Annotated in this window: 18 protein-coding genes and 1 riboswitch; of the genes, 9 read left to right on the top strand and 9 right to left on the bottom strand. The window is 68.9% G+C overall.

Annotation, left to right across the window (positions count from 1 at the left end):
* Window positions 1-133 precede the first annotated feature (133 nt).
* Together ACIHA7_RS27565 and ACIHA7_RS27560 are read left to right on the top strand one after the other, a co-directional pair.
* On the top strand, window positions 134-1,324 hold the full coding sequence (locus ACIHA7_RS27565) for a serine hydrolase domain-containing protein (RefSeq protein WP_397293807.1): 1,191 nt from the start codon (window positions 134-136) through the stop codon (window positions 1,322-1,324).
* A 67-nt stretch (window positions 1,325-1,391) separates the two neighbouring features.
* Window positions 1,392-2,903 carry an alpha/beta fold hydrolase gene (locus ACIHA7_RS27560; protein ID WP_397293806.1) on the top strand — a complete coding sequence of 504 codons (1,512 nt, stop codon included), beginning with the start codon at window positions 1,392-1,394 and terminating at the stop codon, window positions 2,901-2,903.
* A 40-nt stretch (window positions 2,904-2,943) separates the two neighbouring features.
* On the opposite strand, the gene ACIHA7_RS27555 is transcribed toward ACIHA7_RS27560, so the two are convergent.
* From ACIHA7_RS27555 to ACIHA7_RS27535, 5 genes are all read right to left on the bottom strand, one after another.
* The gene (locus tag ACIHA7_RS27555; protein ID WP_397293805.1) at window positions 2,944-3,588 is read right to left on the bottom strand and encodes a response regulator; all 645 of its coding nucleotides are present in this window, start codon (window positions 3,586-3,588) and stop codon (window positions 2,944-2,946) included.
* A complete protein-coding gene (locus ACIHA7_RS27550) occupies window positions 3,576-4,835 on the bottom strand; it encodes a sensor histidine kinase (RefSeq protein ID WP_397293804.1) in 1,260 nt (419 codons plus the stop codon). Before ACIHA7_RS27550 ends, ACIHA7_RS27555 begins: the two co-directional genes overlap by 13 nt.
* 79 nt (window positions 4,836-4,914) lie before the next feature.
* Window positions 4,915-6,720 (bottom strand): MDR family MFS transporter, encoded by a 1,806-nt coding sequence (locus tag ACIHA7_RS27545; protein ID WP_397293803.1) that lies wholly within the window; start codon window positions 6,718-6,720, stop codon window positions 4,915-4,917.
* A gap of 73 nt (window positions 6,721-6,793) precedes the next feature.
* The gene (locus ACIHA7_RS27540) at window positions 6,794-7,300 is read right to left on the bottom strand and encodes a MarR family winged helix-turn-helix transcriptional regulator (RefSeq protein ID WP_397293802.1); all 507 of its coding nucleotides are present in this window, start codon (window positions 7,298-7,300) and stop codon (window positions 6,794-6,796) included.
* 87 nt (window positions 7,301-7,387) lie between these two features.
* A complete protein-coding gene (locus ACIHA7_RS27535) occupies window positions 7,388-8,209 on the bottom strand; it encodes a crotonase/enoyl-CoA hydratase family protein (protein WP_397293801.1) in 822 nt (273 codons plus the stop codon).
* 343 nt (window positions 8,210-8,552) lie between these two features.
* Between ACIHA7_RS27535 and ACIHA7_RS27530 the strand changes: the two genes are divergently transcribed.
* From ACIHA7_RS27530 to ACIHA7_RS27520, 3 genes are all read left to right on the top strand, one after another.
* Window positions 8,553-8,873 (top strand): 2-oxo-4-hydroxy-4-carboxy-5-ureidoimidazoline decarboxylase, encoded by a 321-nt coding sequence (locus ACIHA7_RS27530; RefSeq protein WP_147129503.1) that lies wholly within the window; start codon window positions 8,553-8,555, stop codon window positions 8,871-8,873.
* Window positions 8,874-8,926: 53 nt separating this feature from the next.
* On the top strand, window positions 8,927-9,406 hold the full coding sequence (locus ACIHA7_RS27525) for a YbaK/EbsC family protein (protein ID WP_397293800.1): 480 nt from the start codon (window positions 8,927-8,929) through the stop codon (window positions 9,404-9,406).
* A 194-nt stretch (window positions 9,407-9,600) separates the two neighbouring features.
* Window positions 9,601-10,152 (top strand): flavin reductase family protein, encoded by a 552-nt coding sequence (locus ACIHA7_RS27520; protein ID WP_387725745.1) that lies wholly within the window; start codon window positions 9,601-9,603, stop codon window positions 10,150-10,152.
* A 57-nt stretch (window positions 10,153-10,209) separates the two neighbouring features.
* Here the strand turns inward: ACIHA7_RS27520 and ACIHA7_RS27515 are convergent, their stop codons facing one another.
* Complete coding sequence (locus tag ACIHA7_RS27515; RefSeq protein ID WP_397293799.1) at window positions 10,210-11,529, bottom strand: aminotransferase class V-fold PLP-dependent enzyme; 1,320 nt, start codon at window positions 11,527-11,529, stop codon at window positions 10,210-10,212.
* Between the two features lie 47 nt (window positions 11,530-11,576).
* Window positions 11,577-11,690, bottom strand: a riboswitch (SAM riboswitch).
* Between the two features lie 139 nt (window positions 11,691-11,829).
* On the opposite strand from ACIHA7_RS27515, the gene ACIHA7_RS27510 reads away from it, so the two are divergent.
* The 3 genes from ACIHA7_RS27510 (at window position 11,830) to ACIHA7_RS27500 (ending at window position 18,066) form a co-directional block, all read left to right on the top strand.
* Window positions 11,830-12,477, top strand: a complete 648-nt coding sequence (locus ACIHA7_RS27510) for a LysE family translocator (RefSeq protein WP_397293798.1) — start codon at window positions 11,830-11,832, stop codon at window positions 12,475-12,477.
* Between the two features lie 337 nt (window positions 12,478-12,814).
* Window positions 12,815-16,732, top strand: a complete 3,918-nt coding sequence (locus ACIHA7_RS27505; RefSeq protein WP_397293797.1) for a Pls/PosA family non-ribosomal peptide synthetase — start codon at window positions 12,815-12,817, stop codon at window positions 16,730-16,732.
* A complete protein-coding gene (locus ACIHA7_RS27500) occupies window positions 16,732-18,066 on the top strand; it encodes a M1 family metallopeptidase (protein WP_397293796.1) in 1,335 nt (444 codons plus the stop codon). The genes ACIHA7_RS27505 and ACIHA7_RS27500 overlap by 1 nt, the downstream gene beginning before the upstream one ends.
* A gap of 1 nt (window position 18,067) precedes the next feature.
* On the opposite strand, the gene ACIHA7_RS27495 is transcribed toward ACIHA7_RS27500, so the two are convergent.
* The 3 genes from ACIHA7_RS27495 to ACIHA7_RS27485 are packed head-to-tail and all read right to left on the bottom strand — an operon-like array spanning window position 18,068 to window position 19,198.
* Window positions 18,068-18,256, bottom strand: a complete 189-nt coding sequence (locus ACIHA7_RS27495; protein WP_397293795.1) for a hypothetical protein — start codon at window positions 18,254-18,256, stop codon at window positions 18,068-18,070.
* A 54-nt stretch (window positions 18,257-18,310) separates the two neighbouring features.
* The gene (locus ACIHA7_RS27490; protein WP_397293794.1) at window positions 18,311-18,766 is read right to left on the bottom strand and encodes a DUF2752 domain-containing protein; all 456 of its coding nucleotides are present in this window, start codon (window positions 18,764-18,766) and stop codon (window positions 18,311-18,313) included.
* Window positions 18,767-18,820: 54 nt separating this feature from the next.
* The gene (locus ACIHA7_RS27485) at window positions 18,821-19,198 is read right to left on the bottom strand and encodes a glyoxalase superfamily protein (protein ID WP_397293793.1); all 378 of its coding nucleotides are present in this window, start codon (window positions 19,196-19,198) and stop codon (window positions 18,821-18,823) included.
* Between the two features lie 368 nt (window positions 19,199-19,566).
* On the opposite strand from ACIHA7_RS27485, the gene ACIHA7_RS27480 reads away from it, so the two are divergent.
* Window positions 19,567-20,619 carry an alpha/beta fold hydrolase gene (locus tag ACIHA7_RS27480; protein WP_397293792.1) on the top strand — a complete coding sequence of 351 codons (1,053 nt, stop codon included), beginning with the start codon at window positions 19,567-19,569 and terminating at the stop codon, window positions 20,617-20,619.
* Window positions 20,620-20,646 lie beyond the last annotated feature (27 nt).

The following is a 20,646-nucleotide window of genomic DNA, read 5'->3' as shown; positions in this document are numbered from 1 at the left end:
CCGCGGCACGCCAGCAGACAGTACCCAGCATTCGGGTGCGCGCAGCATGGGCGTGCGGGCTCCCGATTCCTAGGCTCGAATCGTCGGGGACGCACCCATGCCTTCCGGCTCGAACAGGAGGAAGACACTGCTCATGAACCCATTTCGGCGCAACTCCGGTAAGGCAACCCTTTCGGTCGTAGTGGCGGGCGCGGTGCTCGCCGCGGCCGCGTGCGGTGGTGAGACGTCGGTGGGCGCACCGGACGAGGCGGCGAAGACGCCACCGCCCGCCGTGGCCGCCGCGATGGACAAGGTGGTGCGCCAGGGATATCCCGGTGTGCAGGTGGTGATCGACGGACCCGCCGGACATCGGACGTTCACCGCGGGGGTCGGCGACCTGACCACCCGCGCTCCGTTCCCGGACGACGCGCGCGTCCGGATCGGCAGCAACACCAAGACCTACGTGGCGACGGTGATCATGCAGCTGGTCGCCGAGGGCAAGGTCGACCTGGACGCGTCGATCGAGCGCTACCTGCCCGGCGTGGTGCAGGGCAACGGCAACGACGGCAACCGGATCACGGTGCGCCAGGTGCTGCAGCACACCAGCGGCATACCGGATTACCTCGGTAAGGGCTCCGGCGACGGCATCACCACCCAGAACTCCGAACAGATCGACCCGGACGATGAAGCCTTGCGGTGGCAGCACTTCGAGATGGCCGAGTTGGTCCGCCGGGCGATGACGGCACCGCCGCAGTTCGAACCGGGCGCGAAATCCGTTTATACGAACACCAATTACCTGCTGGCCGGCCTGCTCATCGAGAAGGTGACCGGCAATCCGGCCGCCGACGAGATCGGGCGCCGGATTCTCGAGCCGCTGGGCCTGCGCGACACCTATGTGCCCGCGTCCCGTGAAACCGGCATCCGCGGCCCGCACGCCCGTGGGTACCACCGAATCGACGGCAAGCAAGTCGATTTCACCGACTTGGACCCGTCCTGGGGCGCCACCGCGGGCGACATGATCGCCACCTCGACCGACATGAACCGGTTCTTCACCGCGCTGCTGGCCGGAAAGCTCGTGCCGCCCGCGCAATTGGCCGAGATGCAGCGCACCGTCCCGTTCGACCGCATGCCCGGCGCGGACTACGGCCTCGCCCTGATCCACCGAACCGCGCCGTGCGGCAAACAGGTTTGGGGGCACGGCGGCAGCATTCCCGGTTTCGAGACCCGCAACGGCGTGACGGCCGAAGGCACCGCGGTGACCGTCACGGTCAACCAGCTGCCTGCCACCGAGGAGGAGGCGGATGCGGTCACCGGTGTGCTGGACGCCGCTCTGTGCGCCTCGTGATCGCCCCGCCAACCAGTAACCACGACCCCCACATCGGCTGCCGCCGAACAACTTTCGAGGAGCAACAGTGAAACGCGCGAAAGGGCTGACGGTCGCCTTGACCAGCCTGGTCGCCTGCGCCGGACTGATCGGCTGTGCCGGTCCCGAGGCCGAGGCGAAGCCGCCGACCCCGGTGCCGGACCGGTTCACCAGTCAACAGCTGGACTGGAAAGCCTGCGGGGTTCCGAAACTGGACGAGGCCGGGGCGCAGTGCGCCGACGTCACCGTGCCGGTGAATTACGCCGACCCGCAAGGGCCGACGCTCACCGTGGCGATCTCCCGGATCGCGGGCACCGACCCCGCACCGCAACGCGGCGTCATGCTGTCCAACTCCGGCGGTCCCGGCGGCGAGGGTCTGGACTTCATGGTCGACGTCGGCAAGGCGATGACACCCGAGGTGCGGGCCCGCTACGACCTGATCGGCATGGACCCGCGCGGCGTCGGACGCTCGTCCGCCGTCGACTGCCGGTGGCCGGTCGGCTTCGGGCTGCAGTCGGCGGGCCTCGACGCGGCCGGGTTCGCGGAGTCCGTTGCGGCACAGGGCGATCTGGCCGCCCGGTGCGCCGCCACCGAGGGTGCCCGGCTGCCCTACATCACCACCCGCAACACCGCGCGGGACATGGACGTCATCCGCGGCATCCTCGGCGCGGAGAAGATCAGCTACTTCGGCACCTCGTACGGCACCTACCTCGGCGCGGTGTACATGCAGATGTTCCCCGAGCGCAGCGACCGGATGGTGCTGGACAGCGCGGCCGACCCGGACGCGTACGGGACGGTCGGCATGATGCAGGCCATGGGCCCGGCCAACGAGGCCGCGCTCGACCTGTGGGCGGATTGGGTCGCGGCGCGCGACGGCGAATACCACTTCGGCACCAGCCGGGCCCAGGTCCGCGGCGCCGTCCAGGATCTGATCAAACAGGCTGCGGACAAGCCGATTCGGTTGGGCGAGTATGAGATCGACGAACATTGGCTGCCGGTGGTGCTGTTCGTCGGGCTGGACAGCCCGGACCAGTACGAGATGCTGGCCGGTCAAATGCGTACCATCGCCGACGCCGCCGCGGGCAAGCCCGCCCAGCCCGACGAAACGTTGGACGCCACCCTCGGGTTCTCCTTGAAGGCCCGGCCGAAAAACAACTCGTCGCAGATGGCCATCATGTGCGGTGACGTCGCCGCGCCGCGGGATCCTGGCTTCTATTGGCGCAACATCGAGGCCGCCCGCGCCACCCAACCGGTGTTCGCCGGGTTCACCAACAACATCACCCCGTGCGCGTTCTGGGCCCCGCCCGCCGAACCCGCCACGGTGGTGCGCAATGCGGTGCCCGCGCTGATCGTGCAGTCCACCGGAGACACCAGGACCGCGTACGACGGAGCGGTCGCCATGCACAACGATCTGAGCGCGTCGCGCATGGTCACCCTGCAGGACGTGCCGATCCACTGGATCTTCGGGCGCTACCCGAACTCCTGCGTGTACTCGGCGGTGAACACCTACTTCCGCGACGGCACGCTGCCCGCCGCCGATATGACCTGTCGAGCCGACTGACCGGAGCCGTGAAGCCCTGAACCCCAACGGGTTCAGGGCTTCACGCGTTCAAGTAGGTGAGCACGGCGAGCACCCGGCGATGGCCGACATCCTCGGTGGAGAGCCCGAGCTTGGCGAAAATGCTCCGAATGTGTTTGTGCACAGCGCCTTCGCTCACCACCAGCCGCTCGGCGATGGTCGCGTTGTTGTGCCCCTCGGCCATCAGCGCGAGCACCTCGCGCTCGCGGGCGGTCAGCGCGGCCATCGGGTCGTCGGCCTTGCGCCGCACCAGCAGTTGCGAGATCACCTCGGGGTCCATCGCGGTGCCGCCCGCGGCGACCCGGCGCAGCGAATCGAGGAAGCGGTCCACCTTGCCGACCCGCTCCTTGAGCAGATAACCGACACCGCCCATGCCGTCACCGAGCAGCTCCGCGGCGTAGCTGTCCTCCACCCAGGACGACAGCACCAGCACCGGCAGGCCGGGGTGCAGCTTGCGCGCGCTGACCGCCGCGCGTAAACCGTCATCGGTGAACGTCGGCGGCAGGCGCACATCGACGACGACCGCGTCCGGCCGATCCGCGGCCACCGCCGCGAGGAAGTCCTCCGCGTTGTCCACAGCGGCCACCACCTCGATGCCCGCGGTACTCAACAGCAGCACCAGCCCCTCCCGCAGCAGGGCATTGTCCTCGGCGATCATGACCCGCACGGCAACTCCACCCGCAATACAGTAGGGCCACCGGGTGGACTGGTCAGCGTCATCCGGCCGTCGAGCGCCTCGGCCCTGCGCCGGATGCCGGCCAGTCCGCCGCCGTAGGTCTCCACCGCGCCGCCTACCCCGTCGTCGCGGACCTCGATCGTCAGCAGTTCGGGCGCACCGCCGAGCACCAGCGAGATGCCCGCGGCGCCGGAGTGCTTGGTGGCGTTGGTGAGTGCCTCGGTGATGACGAAGTACGCCGCCGCCTCCACCGCGGCGGGTCGCCTGCCGACCTCGCGCAGATCGAGCACACAGGGGATCGGGTTGCGGGCGGCCACCGCCGAGATGGCGCTCGCCAGTCCGCGATCGGTGAGCACCGGCGGATACACGTTGCGCACCACGTCCCGCAGTTCGGCCAGCGCGGCCGTCGCGGTGTCCTGCGCCTTGCGCACCAGACCCTGCGCCGTCTCCGGATCCTGGTCGCGCAGTTGATCGGCCAGCCCGAGCTGCATGATCACCGCCGCCAGCCGGGCCTGCGCGCCGTCGTGCAGGTCGCGCTCGATCCGGCGCAGCTCGGCGCCGTGCGCGTCCAGCGCGGCGGCCCTGGTCGCGGTGAGCGCCGCGACCCGGTCGGCCAGCATGGCGCCCTCGGTCGGTTTCAGCAGCGCGTGGGTGGCCATGGCCTGCCAGCGCGCGGCCACCGGAAGTTGCAGGGTGACCAGGGCGACGGGGAATGCGAGAAAGAAGCTGAGGATCGCCTTCGGCCACGAGTCGACCACGAAACCGAAACTGGCAAACTGCTCCCCCGGCGGCATCAGCTGCCAGAATTCCGGGATCGCCAGCTGACCGAGGGTGCTCAGCGGCAGCGCGATGGCGAAGACCGCGAGATAGATACCGGTCAGCGCGTGCGCGACCAGCCAGCCGAAGTCGCGGCGGTTCGCCGGATCGGTGAACACCGTCGCGACCCGCTGCCGCAGCCCGCCGGTGAACGGCTGATAGGCATCCGCCGCCGATTCGCCGAGATACCGTGCGGCCCTGCGCCGATCGAACGACACCAGCGGCCGGACCAACCGAATCGCCTCGGGCAGCGCCGGTATCCCCACGCCGATGAGGCAGAACGCACCGACGATCAGCAAGGCGACCACCGCGAACAACGCCAGCAGCGCGGTGACACCGCCGACCGCCAGGTACCAGACCGCACCCGGCAGCCGCCGTGCTTTGTCTCGCGCCGAGCGCAGGGCGTTGATCACGTTCGTCATGCTGTCAGAGCAGGACGCGACCGCGCACGCCCGGTGCCCACCGTGCCCGAGGCCGCCTCGACCCCGGGCCCGGCTTCGCTCACGCCGATCCGGACCCGCCCGCCGGTCTGCCCGCGCCGCGATCACCCGGGTCACCGCCGTCGCGCGGGTGCACCGCGCCGCCACCGCCGAGCACCAGCCCCGCCTGATCGACCACGCGCGACTCGGCGTCGAGTGCCGAGTTCGACTCCTCGGCCTCGGCACGGGCCGCCTGCAGACCGCCGACCATTCGCAGCGGCACCTCGCGCCAGAACAACACGAGGATCAGCGCGAGCAACGCGACACCGGTCGCCGACAGGAACACTGTCGACATGGAGTCCGCGAAGCCGACCTTGAACGGCCGGGCCAGCTCCGGGCTCAGCTGCTGAATGATCGAGCTGTCCTTGAGCACCTCGCCTGCCGCCGAAGTATCTTGCGCGAGCAGGCCCTTCGCCAGCGCGGCATCGACGGGGTTGCTGCTGCGGGCACCCTCGACCACCGCGTGCTGGAACTGCGGATCCGCAGCGGCACTGCGCATCTCCTCGGAGATGTTCGGGGTCAGCTGCGCGAACAGGATGGACAGGAACACCGCGACACCGAGCGTGCCGCCGATCTGCCGGAAGAAGGTCGCGGCCGCGGTGGAAACGCCCATGTCCTTGGGCGGCAACGCGTTCTGCAGCGCCAGGGTGAGCGGCTGCATCAGGTTGCCGAGCCCGAAACCGGTGCACGCCATGAAGATCATCGCCAGCCACAGTGGGCTGTCGGCGGTCAGGAAGTGCAGCAGGAACAGGCCGAGCGTCAGCATGGTCGCGCCGATGATGGTGAAGGTGCGGTAGCGGCCGGTCCGCGAGATCAGCTGGCCCGACACCACCGAACCGGTCATCAGGCCGAGCACCATCGGCAGCATCTGCAGACCCGCCAGCGTCGGGCTCGCCCCGCGCACCACCTGTAGGTACTGCGGTAGCAGCGAGATACCGCCGAACATGCCCGCGCCGACCACGAACGAGATCACCACGCCCAGTGCGAAAGTCCGGTTCTTGAAGATGCGCAGCGGGATGAGCGCGGCGTCGCGCAGCGCCTTCTCCACGAAGACGAACCCGATGATGCCCGCCACTCCGATCACGTAGCAGGCGACGGCACGTCCACTGTCCCAGCCCCATTCGCGGCCCTGCTCGGCGACGATGAGCAGCGGTACCAGACCGATCGCCAGCGCGAGCACGCCCCACCAATCCACCCGATCGGTGGAGTGCGGGCGCTTCGGCAGCTTCAGCACCCGATACACCACCGCGAGTGCGATCAGGCCGATCGGCACGTTCACCAGGAACACCCAGCGCCAGCCGCTCACCCCGAGGATCGTCTCCTGCCCGGCGAGCACGCCGCCGAGCACCGGGCCGATCACACTGGAGGTACCGAACACGGCCAGGAAGTACCCCTGGTACTTGGCGCGTTCGCGCGGCCCGACGATATCGCCGAGGATGGTCAGCGCCAGCGACATCAGCCCGCCCGCGCCGACACCCTGCACGGCGCGGAAGGCCGCGAGCTGGTACATCGACTGCGACATCGTGCACAGCAGCGAGCCGACGATGAAGATCGCGATCGCGAGCATGAAGAACTGCTTGCGGCCGAACATGTCGGACAACTTGCCGTACAGCGGGGTCGCCAGCGTCGCGGTGATCAGGTAGGCGGTGGTCGCCCACGCCTGCATCGAGTAACCGTTGAGGTCGTCGGCGATGGTGCGGATCGCGGTGGACACGATCGTCTGGTCGAGCGCGGCCAGCAGCATCCCCAGCATCAAGCCGCTCAGGATCACCAGGATCTGGCGATGGGTGAACTCGGGCGGCGACTCCACCTTCTCAGCCGTTGTCACGACTGCGCCTCGCTGACGCTCGGCTCCGTCGCGCCAACAGGCGCTGTAATCTCGGTTCGCTCGCTTCGCTCGCTCACGTCTCGTTCTCCGTCCCAGTAAAGGTCTCGTCCCAGTTGCGGCGCATCGCGGCGATCATCTCGGGCCTGGTGCGCTCGAAGTCGTCCACGAACTGTTCGAGCAGTCCGGCGAAGTCGGCCCGAGCCTGCGGCGTCCATTCGGCCATCACCCGGGTCAGGTTCTCGTTGCGACGCCTGCGGATCTCCTCGGCGACGGCACGACCACGCTCGGTGACGACGAGCACGGTGGCTCTACCGTCGTCCGGGTCGGCCTGCCGCTCGACCAATTTCTTGCCGACGAGCTGAGCTACCTGACGACTCACCGTCGAGGCGTCCGAGTGCAGCGCGCCGGCCAGCGCGCCCGAACGCATCGGCCCGTCACAGCACAGGCGGATCAGCGCGCCGAAGGCGGCCGGATCCAGTCCATCCTTGGTCCACGTGCTGAGCTGGGCCGCGGTGCGGTCGCGAATTCGCTGCAATCGGGTGAGTTGCATCGCGATCGTGTCGATCGTCCGGTCGTCCACACCTCATCCTTGCTTGCATCAATCAATTAGTTGCGCAATGCAAGTATGCGGACGACCGGCCTACTGGGGCAAGCGATATACGGCGCTTTACTCGCCCTTGAACTCCGGTGCCCGCTTCTCGAACACCGCCTTGATCGCCTCGGTGAGGTCCTGCGACGGCAGGAACGCGGAGTTCCACGCGGACACATAGCGCAGCCCGGCCGCCACCTCGTCCTTGCGCCGCTGATCAAGCACGTCCTTCACACCCTGCACCACCAGCGGCGGGTTCACCGCGATCTCGCGTGCCGTGGCGTGTGCGGCGTCCAGTGCCGCGGCCTGATCCGCGAACACCTCGTTGACCAGGCCGATCTTCTCCGCCCGCGCCGCGTCGATGTCCTTGCCGGTGTAGGCCAGCTCGCGCAGCTGGCCCTCGCCGATGATGCCGGGCAGCCGTTGCAGCGAACCGATGTCGGCCACGATGGCGACCTTCGCCTCACGCAGGCTGAACTTCGCGTCCGCGCTCGCGTAGCGGATATCGACGGCGGCGATCAGGTCGAGGCCGCCGCCGATGCACCAGCCGGAGACGGCCGCGATCACCGGCTTGCGGCAGTCCGCCACCGCGGTCACCGCACCCTGCATCTTGCGCAGCTCCACCAGGAACTCGGTGCGCGGCGCGGCCAGCGCCCGATCGGCCATCAGCGGGCCGAACATGCCGCTCATCGCGGGCAGATCGAGGCCGTAGGAGAAGTGCTTGCCCGAACCGGTGAGCACGATCGCGCGCACCTCGGGGTCGGCGTCGAGCGCCCCGAATATCTCCGGCAGCTCCCGCCAGAAATCCGGGCCCATCGCATTGCCCTTGCCGGGACCCGTCAACGTGACCTGCGCGACGTGGTCCTTCGTCTCAACGGTAAAAGCCTGCCAGTCAGTCATTTGTACAGCGTATCGAGGACAGCGCGGCTCAATACTGCGCATCCCGAAATGGGCATGTACCAGTGCTGCCCCTCCCCACCCGACCCAGCCACCACAGCGCGAGTTCTGCGAGCGCCGTTCGCGGCCCGTCTCGCGTCCGAGCGGCCGAAGCGCATGCGACGAAGTCGCGAGTCTCGGCCGCTCGGACGCGAGACACCCGGGGGCCGCGAACACGCCGCGCCCGCGCGGCAGAAAAATACTGTAAAACCTGGGCAAAATTGGTGTGGGGCACTGGTTCACGCCTGGCCGCCGGGCGGATCATGGATGGTGTCAGCAAACCTCGATACTGGATTCGGAGGCCATCATGCTGATGCATCAGGGAATCGGCCTCGAGCGGTTCAACCAAATCTCGCGTGCGCGTGCGATACACGCGTTGTTCGCCTGCTGCTGCAATGTCACCTGGGCCGCCACCCTCGCCGATGCCCGGCCCTATCCGAACAGGGACGCGCTGCTGGCCATGGCCGATGTCGAGTTACTCGCGCTGTCCCAGGACGATCTGGATCGGGCACTCGAAGCAGTTGTGCACGAACAGGTCTCGGGCGGCAGTATGGCCGAGCTCGCGCAGATCACCCAGGCGCGCATCACCAGGATGCTCGGGCCGAGCGAGGGCTATCCGGAATACTGACGCATTCGCCGAGTAGCCCGGCGCACCACCCGCAATCGCTCTACTCTGGTGGCATGCGCAGGTCGACATTGCCACCGATCGCCTGCCGAGTCGCGGACACCCTCATCGCCCGAGGCCATCACGGTGTCATCGTGACCCAGCCGGCCCCCACCCCCACCGTTGCGGATGCCGCGCGCACGCTCGGCGTCGACGTGGGCGCCATCACCAGCTCCCTGGTCTTCCTGCTGGACGAGGACCCGGTACTGCTCCTGGTCTCCGGCGCACACGAGGTAGATCTCGAGTCCACCGGAAAACGCTTGGAGGGCACCCTGACTCACGCCCCCGCCGATATGGTCCGCCAAGTCACCGGCCAGCCGATCGGCGGCGTGGCCCCGGTAGGCCACCCCACCAACCTGCCCACCTGGGTGGACACCGCCCTGTCGAACCACCGCGAGGTCTGGGCCGCGGGCGGCCACCCGAACACGGTGTTCCGCACCTCTTTCCACGAGCTGGTCCGCATCACCGCAGGGCTGCCCATAGACGTCGTCGACTGACTCTCCGAAGTCAACCCGTCTTTCGGTTCCTTGGATGCTGGTCAACGGCTCTTTGCGTGCCCGATCCCACTGATCCCGCGAGTACCCGGGTAACGCACCGGGCACGGGCTGATCCAACCCCCGCCACCCCGCAGGCCACCGACGGCACTACTCTCGAAAAGGAGTTTTGCCTGAATACCCGGAGAGGCGGCACAGTGACCGAAGCTGAACGGCCCGCCGCGGATTTCCAGATCCCCGATGATCTGAGCGGGATCACCGCCGAGCAATTCCGCGCCTCGATGCGCCACTATCCGGCGGGCGTCACCGTCGTGACGCTGAACTCGCCGAAGGGCCCGATCGGTTTCACCGCGACGTCCTTCGCCTCGCTGTCGCTGGCCCCGCCGCTCGTCTCGTTCAATATCGCGCACACCTCGTCGAGCCTGGCCGCGCTGCTGGACGCCGACTCGGTCGTCATCCATTTCCTCGGCGAACACCAGCACCACCTGGCCCAGCGTTTCGCCCGCACCGCCGAGGATCGCTTCAGCGACCGCTCGCTCTGGACCACCCTCGACACCGGCGAGCCGGTCCTGCACGGCACCCCCATCTGGCTGCGCGCGACCATCCACCAGCTCATCCCGCTGGGTGACCACACCCTGGTCGTCGGCCTGGTGACCCGGGTGCACGACAACACCAACGAGACCCCCGCCGCCGCGCCCCTGCTCTACTACAACGGCCGCTACCACCGGCCCACCAAACTCGGCGACTGAGCGACGTTTTTCGACCATGGCCGTCCGGCGTAGTGCCGGGCGCCCACTTTCTATCGGCTACCCGGTGAGGCAGGGGGCGGCGCCGGTCGGGGCCTGCGAGGTGAAGGGGCGGGTCTCCGGAGTGGGGTTCCAGAGGTTGTTCGTGGTGGCGTAGTTCCAGCTCGGGCCTTGGTGCACGAGCGTGGCTACGGCATCGATGAGCCGGTCGATGTCGGCGGCCGTCGTGCCGAGGCCGATGCTGGCACGGAGGGCGCCGTCGAGTTCGAGGCGGGCGAGCAGCGGATGCGCGCAGAAGCGGCCGTCGCGGACGCCGATGCCGTGTTCGGCGGAGAGATACGCGGCGACGTGGCCGGGGACGAAACCGTCCAGGGTGAAGGCGACGATGCCGACGGTGTCGGGGGCGTCGGTCCAGATGCGCAGCAAATTCACGCCGGGGATCGCGGCGAGGCCGTCGCGGAGTCGATCGGCGAGGTGGTGTTCGTGGGCGGCGAGGGTTTCCGCGTCGATCTCACAGAGCGCGTCACAGGCGGCGGCCAGGGCGGCGGCGCCCAGCACATTGGGTGACCCACCCTCGTGGCGCTGCGGGGCCTGCGCCCATTCGGTGCCCGCGGTGGTGACCTCGCGGACCGCGCCACCACCGGCGAGGTAGGGCTCGGCGTTGTCGAGCCAGTCGCGGCGGCCGACGAGCACGCCTGCGCCGAACGGCGCGTACAGCTTGTGGCCGGAGAACGCGACATAGTCGATGCCGGTGTCGCGCAAACTGATTCGCCGGTGCGGCGCGAGCTGGGCGGCATCGACGAGGATGCGGGCACCGCACTGATGAGCGATGGTGGCCAGCCGCTCCAGCGGCAGCACCTCGCCGGTGACATTGGACGCGCCGGTCACCGCGAGCAGCGCGGCGGGCTTGCTGCACAGCTCGGCCACCAGCCTGCCGACGGTCTCCTCGACGGTGGCGCCTGCCTGCACCACGCGGCGGCCGTGCCTGGTCCATGGCAGGAAGTTCGCGTGATGCTCGATGTCGAGCACCACGGTGTCGCCGGGCACGCAGGAGGCGAGCAGATTCAGCGAGTCGGTGGTGTTGCGGGTGAACACCACCACCTGGTCGTCGGCCGCGTCGAGGAACCGGGTGACCGAACCGCGAGCCGCCTCGTAGCACTCGGTGGAGATCCGCGAGGCGTAGCCCGCGCCGCGGTGCACGCTCGCGTAGAACGGCAGCAGCTGCTGCACCCGGTCGGTGACCTGCGCCAATGCGGGAGCGCTCGCGGCGTAATCGAAGTTGGCGTAGGTGGTCGTCCCGCCTTGGACCAGCGGCACCCGCAGGTCGTCGCCGGAAACCCGGGCGAGGGGGGCACAGTTCTGGGTTGCCACAGCAGTCATCACGAAAATCCCATCGGCTCTGGAACCCGCAATCAGGTGATTCGTCGAGTCCGCGCTTGCCGCACCCGGTCGGGCGTCGGCCTGGTCGTCACCCGGAGCACCCCACCGCGGAGGAGGGTTGCCGACCAGCAAGCCGGGGCTGAACGCTGGTACTCATGACCTGACCCGAGATTGGCAGACCGGAACCCGCGCTGTCAAGTGTCCTCGGCGGCGTGGCCACGGCGCTCGCACACGCACGTGCAGGGGTGGTAGGCGGGGAAATGCGTTGCTTATCGGACGGTATTGGGTTCACATCAGTGGATGTCGCTTTCCCTGCTGCTGAGCTTTATCGGCCTGTGCGTTCTGCTGTCGCTCACTCCCGGCCCTGACTCGTTCCTGGTGCTGCGGTTCTCGCTGGTGGACGCGCGACCCGGGATCGCCGCGGCGATCGGGTCGGCGCTCGGTGGGATCGTGTGGGCGGTGGTGGTCGCGGCCGGTGTCGCGGCGCTGCTCGAGCAGTCGGCGACCGCGTACCGCGCGTTGAAGGTGATCGGCGGAATCTACTTGGTGTACTTGGGCGTTCGCGCGTTGCTCGACCAGCGGCGGCAGCGCAGGGCCGCGCGGGACGCCGAGGGCGCCGGGGGTCTGGCGGACCACGCGCCTGGCACCAGGACGTCGGTTCGCTCGGCGTTCACCGCGGGTGTCGTCTCGTGCATGTTCAACCCGAAGGTCGGCCTGTTCTATCTCGCGGTGCTGCCCCAGTTCCTCACCGAGGTCACCTTCGTCAACACCCTCGCCCTCGGCGCCATCGAGTCGGTGATCGCCGCGGTAGAGATGGTGCTCCTGGCCTTGGTCGCCTCCCGCGCGGTCGCGCTGCTGGGCCGCCCGAAGATCCGGGAGCGGCTCGAACAGGCCAGCGCCGCCATCCTGGCGACTCTCGGCATCGGAACCGCCGCCTCCGCGGCCTGACCGCTGCGGCGCGAAACGCGCTGAGCTGCAAGATCACCAGCGGGATGAGGGGAATCACAGCGGCCTGCGCGCGATGCCCAGCGACCGCCCGGCGAACCCACCGGGTAACCCGCCCACCAGGCGTTGCTTCGGCGCGTCCGACAGAAACCGCCACGACCTGCAACAACCTCGCCCACGGCGGTCCGCGCGGCAACCGCGGCGGTGAACAACAAACGTCGACAACCCCGAGTACCGTGGACAACTGGTCACCATGGTGTTTGCCCATTGGTAACCCAGCTATGACACAACAACACCAGGGAAGCGCGAGGCAGGTCGAATGGGAGGTGGGCAGGGCGTCATGCTCCAGCCACAGGTTGACGCGACGGTACACCCGCTACAACGGACCGCGCACACGCCACCGGCCCGCACCCTCGTCGACATCCTGACCGCTACCGCACTGACCCATCCCGACGCACCCGCCATCGACGACGGCGATACGGTGCTCAGCTACCTCGAACTCGTGGTGGAGATCGAGAAGACGATGGCCCGCCTCGCCACGGCAGGCGTGCGACCGGGCGACCGGGTCGGCGTGCGGATGCCGTCGGGTTCCCGGGAGCTCTACCTCACCATCCTGGCCGTCCTGTACGCGGGCGCCGCCTACGTGCCGGTGGACGCCGACGACCCGGACGAGCGCGCCCAGCTGGTCTTCGGCGAAGCGCAGGTCACCGCGATCGTCACCGCGGCGGGCATCGAGACGACCCCCGCGGGAATCCGTGCGGCGGCGGACAATCCGGCCGACGCCGCAGCGAGCACCCTGCCCACGCCCGCCGACGACGCCTGGATCATCTTCACCTCGGGCTCCACCGGAACGCCGAAAGGTGTTGCGGTGACTCATCGCAACGCCGCGGCGTTCGTGGACGCCGAGGCCAGGCTCTTCCTGCCGGACGCCCCGATCGGCCCCGGCGACCGGGTGCTCGCCGGACTCTCGGTCGCCTTCGACGCCTCCTGCGAGGAGATGTGGCTGGCCTGGCGCAACGGCGCCTGCCTCGTCCCCGCCCCGCGCGACCTGGTCCGCACCGGCGCCGACCTCGGGCCATGGTTGGTGCGCCGGGAGATCAGCATCGTCTCCACCGTGCCGACGCTGGCCGCGACCTGGCCCGCCGAGGCGTTGGACGCGGTCCGGCTGCTGATCTTCGGCGGCGAGGCTGTGCCGCCCGAACTCGCGGAACGTCTTGCCGGAAACGGTGATACGGAGCGCGAGGTCTGGAACACCTACGGCCCCACCGAGGCCACCGTGGTCGCCTGCGCCGCGCTGCTCGACGGCGCGTGGCCCATCCGGATCGGGCTCCCGCTCGACGGCTGGGATCTCGTGGTGATCGACGCGGCCGGAAACCCGGTGGGCGAGGGCGAATCCGGCGAGTTGGTGATCGGCGGCGTCGGCCTGGCCCGCTACCTCGACCCCGCGAAGGACGCCGAGAAGTACGCGCCGCTGCCCTCGGTCGGCTGGGACCGCGCCTACCGCAGCGGCGATCTGGTTCGCAACGACAGCGCGGGCCTGGTCTTCCTCGGCCGCGCCGACGACCAGATCAAGCTCGGCGGCCGCCGCATTGAGCTCGGCGAGATCGACAACGCGCTGCAACACCTGCCCGGTGTCACCGGCGCCGCCGCCGCGATCCGAACAACAAAGGCGGGCAACAAGATCCTGGTCGGCTACCTGACCGGGCCGGGCCCTGATTTCGATCTCAAGGCGGCCAGAACTCAACTCGCCGAACACCTTCCGGCTCCCCTGGTCCCGCGCCTCGCGGTGGTCGACGAACTGCCGACCCGCACCTCGGGCAAGGTCGACCGCAACGCACTGCCATGGCCGCTGCCCAACAGCGCCGACGACGAGGCCGACAACGACCTCACCGGTACCGCGCAGTGGGTTGCCGGACTGTGGGATTCGATCCTCGGCGGCGAGGTGCTCGACCTCGACGCCGACTTCTTCGACCTCGGCGGCGGCTCGCTGGCGGCAGCCCAGTTGGTGACCGCGCTGCGCGCCCGCTATCCCCAGATCACCGTCGCCGACCTGTACGACCATCCGCGGCTCGGCGCGCTGGTGGAGCTGCTGGAGCAGAGCACCCCGGCCGTCGCGGTCGAGGAGCGCGTGGTGCGCCCGACACCGCGGCGCGCCCAGTGGACCCAGGTGCTCGCCACCATCCCGCTCACCACGCTCACCGGCCTGCAGTGGCTCACCTGGCTGGCCATCGTCGGCAATATCGCGGCCTGGTCCGGTTCGCTGCCGTGGCTGCCGCAGCTGTCCTGGTGGTGGACGCTGGTGGCGTTCCTGCTCTTCATCTCCCCGCCCGGCCGGATGGCCATCTGCGTGGTCGGTGCCCGCCTGCTGCTGCGCGGCGTCGAACCAGGCAGGCATCCACGCGGCGGCTCGGTCCACCTGCGGCTGTGGGCGGCGGTGCGCCTGTCCGAGGCCAGCGGTGCCGAGAACCTCTCCGGCGCACCGTGGATGGTGCCGTTCGCGCGGGCGCTCGGCGCCAAGATCGGCAAGGGCGTCGACCTGCACACCCTGCCGCCGGTGACCGGCATGCTCGAACTCGGCGACGGGTGCAGCGTGGAACCCGAGGTCGACCTGTCCGGCTACTGGATCGACGGCGACGTCGTCCACATCGGCCCGGTGACCGTCGGCGCAGGCGCGGTGGTCGGCTCACGATCGATCCTGTTGCCTGGCACCAAGATCGGCAAGAACGCCGAGGTCGCGCCCGGCTCCGCCGTCTCCGGCAAGGTCAAGGCCGAGCAGGAGTGGGCGGGCTCGCCCGCCGCGAAAATCGGTAAGGCGCATCATCGCTGGCCCGCGCACACGCCCGATCGCGCGGCGCACTGGGTGGCGATCTTCGGCGTCACCTCGATGGCACTTGCCGCGGTACCCATCCTCGGCCTCGGCGCAGGCGGGGTGTTCATCGCCTGGTTCATCCGCGACACCCGCACCCTCGCGGGCGGTTTGGGTCGCGCGTTCGCCATCCTGCCGGTCGCGACGCTGCTCAGCCTCGCGGTGTACGCGGCGATCACCATCATCGCGGTGCGGCTGCTCAGCTTCCGGCTGCGCGAGGGCTACCACCCGGTGCGCAGCCGCACCGGCTGGCAGGTGTGGTCCACCGAGCGCCTGCTCGATTCGGCGCGCACCTTCCTGTTCCCGCTGTACGCGAGCCTGCTCACGCCGATCTGGCTGCGGCTGCTCGGCGCGAACATCGGCAAGGGCGTCGAAGCGTCGACGGTGCTGCTGCTGCCCAAATTCACCACGGTCGCCGACGGCGCGTTCCTCGCCGACGACACCATGATCGCCAGCTACGAACTCGGCGGCGGCTGGCTGCGCATCGGCGAGGCGAAGGTCGGCAAGCGCGCGTTCCTCGGCAACTCGGGCATGACCGCACCGGGTCGGCGCGTACCGAAGAATGGTCTCGTCGCGGTCCTTTCGGCCGCACCGTCGAAGTCGAAGGCAGGCTCGTCCTGGCTGGGCAGCCCGCCGGTTCGGCTGCGCCGCGCACCCGAGAGCTCGGACACCGCACGCACCTTCGATCCGCCGCCGAAGCTGCGGATCGCTCGCGGCATCGTCGAAACCTGCCGTTTGTTCCCGGTACTGGTGACCTTCGCCATCGGGCTCGGCGTGCTGTTCACCCTGGCCTGGCTCGCGCGAACCCTCGGTCATCTGCCCACCGCACTGCTCAGCGGGCTGGTGCTGCTGGCCGCGGGCGCGGTGGCCGGTGCGAGCTCGGTGGCCGCGAAGTGGTTGCTGATCGGGCGGATTCGCGCCGAAGAACATCCGCTGTGGAGTTCGTTCGTGTGGCGCAACGAGGTGTCGGACACCTTCGTGGAAACCGTTGCGGCGCCGTGGTTCGCGCGCGCCGCGACGGGTACCCCGGTGCTGAACCTGTGGCTTCGTGGGCTCGGCGCCCGGATCGGCCGCGGGGTATGGTGCGAGTCCTATTGGCTACCGGAGGCAGACCTGGTGACACTCGGTGACGGCGCGACCGTGGAACGGGGCTGCGTCGTGCAGACCCACCTGTTCCACGACCGCATCATGTCCATGGACACGGTCACCCTCGGCGCGGGCGCCACCCTCGGCCCGCACTGCGTCGCGCTGCCCGCCTCTACCATCGGCGAGGGCGCGACCATCGGCCCAGCCTCGCTGGTCATGCGCGGCGACACCGTTCCCCCGTCCACTCGCTGGTGGGGCAACCCGATCGCGCCTTGGTTCGGAGGCGACCCGGGGGCGGCCCGCTGATGCCGGGCAAGTTCTACGAGGCACCCATCGACGAATACCTGCCGCAGAACGGAAATCGGGGCTACCGGGTATCGCGGTACGAGCTGGACCTCGTCTACAAGGTGGCCAGCAACCGGTTGGCGGGCCGGGCCGAGATCACCGCGGTGACCACCGTGGTGCAGCCGCGGTTCTCGCTCGATCTGTCCCAGGCGCTCACCGTATCCAAGGTGTTCGTCAACGGCGCCAAGGCCGCCAAATACTCGCACCAGCGCGGCAAACTGGTGATCACGCCGCAGCAGCGCATTCCGGCGGGCGGTGTGCTCTCGCTGGTCGTCCAGTACGGCGGCGTCCCGCGCCCGGTGCGCGGACCGTGGGGCGCGGTCGGCTGGGAGGAACTCACCGAGGGCGCGCTGGTGGCCAGCCAGCCGAACGGCGCCGCGTCCTGGTTCCCCTGCGACGATCACCCGAGTTCCAAAGCCAGCTACCGGATTTCGATCACCACCGACAGCCCGTACTACGCGCTGGCCAACGGCACACTGCTGCGCAAGCAGGTCAAGGCCAGCCAGACCACCTGGGTCTACGAGCAGGCCGAACCCATGGCGACCTACCTGGCGACAATTCAGATCGGGCCGTACCAAAAGCATCGCATCGTCTCCCCGCCCAGTTCGGTGCCCATGCACGCGGTCGCCCCGCCCCGGCTGCGCGCCAACTTCGAGCACGACTTCGCGCGGCAGCCGCAGATGATGGAGCTGTTCACCGAACGGTTCGGGCCCTACCCGTTCGAGGCGTACACCGTGGTCGTCACCGACGACGATCTGGAGATTCCGATCGAGGCCCAGGGCATCTCCATCTTCGGCGCCAACCACTGCGACGGCAGGCGCGGCGCCGAACGGCTGGTCGCCCACGAACTGGCGCACCAGTGGTTCGGCAACAGCCTCACCATCGGGCAGTGGCGCGACATCTGGCTACACGAGGGCTTCGCCTGCTACGCCGAGTGGATCTGGTCCGAGGCGGCGGGCGGCCCCACCGCGGACCAGCTCGCCCGCGCGGCCAGGCACAACCTGTCCAGGCAGCCGCAGGATATCGCGGTCGGCGATCCGGGACCGCAGCACATGTTCGACGATCGCGTCTACAAGCGCGGCGCGCTCACCCTGCACGCGTTGCGGCTGGAACTGGGCGATCAGGCCTTCTTCGATCTGTTGCGGGAGTGGACGATTCGCTACCGCCACGGTTCGGTGCGTACCGAGGAGTTCACCGATCTGGCCGGGCATTACAGCCGGGTTCCACTGCGGCCGCTGTGGGACAGCTGGTTGGCGGGCAAGCCGCTGCCGCAGCTACCGCCCTCGGCGGCGTAGGTCAGAACACCAGGTAGCGGGAGGCGAGTTCCTCTACCAGCGGATCGTCGTCGGAGACGCTGTTGAGGGCCTCGAGGTCGGATTCGACCGAGACCTGCCGCGGGTCGTCATGTTCGGCGTCGGGGCCGCCGTCTTCGGCGAGTTGCCGCAGTAGCTTCGCCCTGATGCGGTCTTTCAGTGAATCACTCATGGTTTCAGCTTGCCCGGTTCGCGCCGCGCGAATCGCCGGGCGCGCCGGATGGGTCTAGACCGGGGCGAGCCAGGTTCCCCACGGCGTATTGCGCAGCACGGTGTACACCGCCAGGAAGGCGAAGAAAGTCCACATCGTCACGGAGCCGATCGAGGGCAGGCGCATGCGCTGGCCACGCCAGGCACGCAGGCTCCAGTCGGTTATCCACAGCACGAAGGCGAGCACCAGTGGAATCGCAAGCAGGTTGCTGTGCAACGAATCCAGCACCTGGCCGTCGGTGAGGTTGTTGATGGCCCGCATGCCGCCGCAGCCCGGACACCACCAGCCGGTCAGCGCGTAGACCGGGCACACACCGTAGGAGCCCTCGACGTGCGGGTCGCGCACGTGCAGCAGCACGCCGATCCCCAGGCCGACTCCCGCCACGAGTAGCGGAACACCGATGCCACGCCAACCGGACTTGGCCGGATCCTGCTGCGCCGTCGATTCCGGTGCCACGTGCGTGCTGTCCACAGCACCAACGGTAACTGTGGCGTGCCCGCCGCCGCCACAGGATGGCCGTGGGCGCTATTCGGGCTGGGCGAAGCGCAGGGTGTTGCCGAACGGGTCGGCCAGCTCGAATCCGGGGCCGCCCGGGCCGTCTTCAGGGCAGCCCGGTTTGGCGAAGCGGTACTCCTTGCCCGCCAGCTCGGTGTGCCACGCTTGGATGTCGTCCACGGCGATCCACACGACGGTGCCCGGAGTTCCGTCACCGTGGTGCTCGCTGAGGTGTAGTTGGGCCGCGCCGCGCGACACCTGCGCGTACAGCGGGAAGTCGGCACCGAATCGGTGTTCCCAGTCGAGCGTGAAACCCAAGTATTCACAGTAGAACTCGTACGCCTTGGCGACGTCGAACATGCGGAGAACCGGGATGGGTGCTGCGAAGCCGATCTCATCGGAAGCCACGCCCACGATCATCGCACCGGGGTACGACATTTCGTGGTTCGTCCATGCGCGACGCCTACCCGGACGACCAGGTGCCCACTACCGCGTGATCGGTGCCTGTGGAGATCGGACGGGATCGTTGCGGTCCGGCTGCGATCAGGCAAAACCGTTACTGGATCGCCGCTTTCGCGCGCTAACGCAACAAGACGGGCCAGACGATGAAGTCGACAAAGTAGCTCCGCCATGATTTTTTTGTGAACAGAGACAGTGTCACTGCACCGAATTACGGGTATTCCTTCCTTCGAGCCAGAAGTTCCGTTGCGGTGCGCTTGCACTAGCAAGCACCCAGCTTGCACTGTACTGTGGCGGCAGACACAAAGGAGTGCCCGATGCTGGTGAAGTCGATGAAGACTTTGGCGGACGCGCGCAATGGCGCCCTGACCGCCGCTTATCGTGCCGGACTGCGATCACGCACCTTCCGGACCGCGTCGTTGAACGCTCCTACCGCTCCCCTCGAGGTCATCCCGGTCACCACCGTGGACGGCGCCCGCCTGCGGGTGCACGCCTACGGCCCGGCCGACGGCGAGGTCATCGTGCTGATCCACGGCTGGAGCTGCAGCATCGAGTACTGGAACCCGCAGATCAACGCCTTCGCCGACCGGTATCGCGTGGTCTGCTACGACCAGCGCGGCCACGGCGAGAGCCAGCTCGGCCGCCTGCTGCCCAGCCGGGAAACCCTCGCCGACGACCTGTCCGCCGTGCTCGACGCCACCCTGCGGCCCGGTCAGCGCGCCGTGCTGGCCGGCCACAGCATGGGTGGAATCACCCTGCAGGCGTGGGCCGCGCGCTACCCCGAGCAGGTCCGGCGCCGGGCCGCCGCGGCCATCCTGCTGAACACCACCTCGGGCAATATCCGCTACGACACCGACCTGCTCCCGCTGCTGAACAAGCAGCTCACGGTGCAGAACAAGCCGATCACCCTGCTCGGCGCCCCCGTCCGTCTGCCGAACTTCGTCTCCGAGACAGTGCTGACCACTCCCGTCCCGCTGCCCGGCGGCTGGCTGGTCAGCGCGGTATTGAAAGACCGAGTGATGAACAAGCGAGCGACCGTCGACGAGGTGAACTTCGCCCTAGGCATCGTCCGCTCCTGCCGCCCGCTGACCCGTGGCCGCCACGCCGCCGCCCTGGCCGACCTCGACGTCACCGACGGCGCGGCACACCTCACCGTGCCGACCACGGTCATCGCAGGCCGCCACGACCGGCTGCTGCCGGAACGGATGGCCCGCCGGATCGCCGACACCCTGACACGCACCGGCCACCTCGCTGCATACCACTGCTGGCCGACCGGCCACCTCGGCAATATCGAGGCCGCCGAGCGCTTCAACGCCGAACTCGCGCACGTCGCCGAGCAGGCGACACTGCGGACAGCCGCCGCGGGCTGACCCCTCAACTGTTCTCCCGGGTTGGTC

Origin of the sequence: Nocardia sp. NPDC052316 (assembly GCF_044547795.1) — a bacterium.
Lineage (GTDB): Bacteria > Actinomycetota > Actinomycetes > Mycobacteriales > Mycobacteriaceae > Nocardia.
Note: the sequence above shows the minus strand (reverse complement) of the source record. Positions and strands in the feature narration are given on the sequence as shown.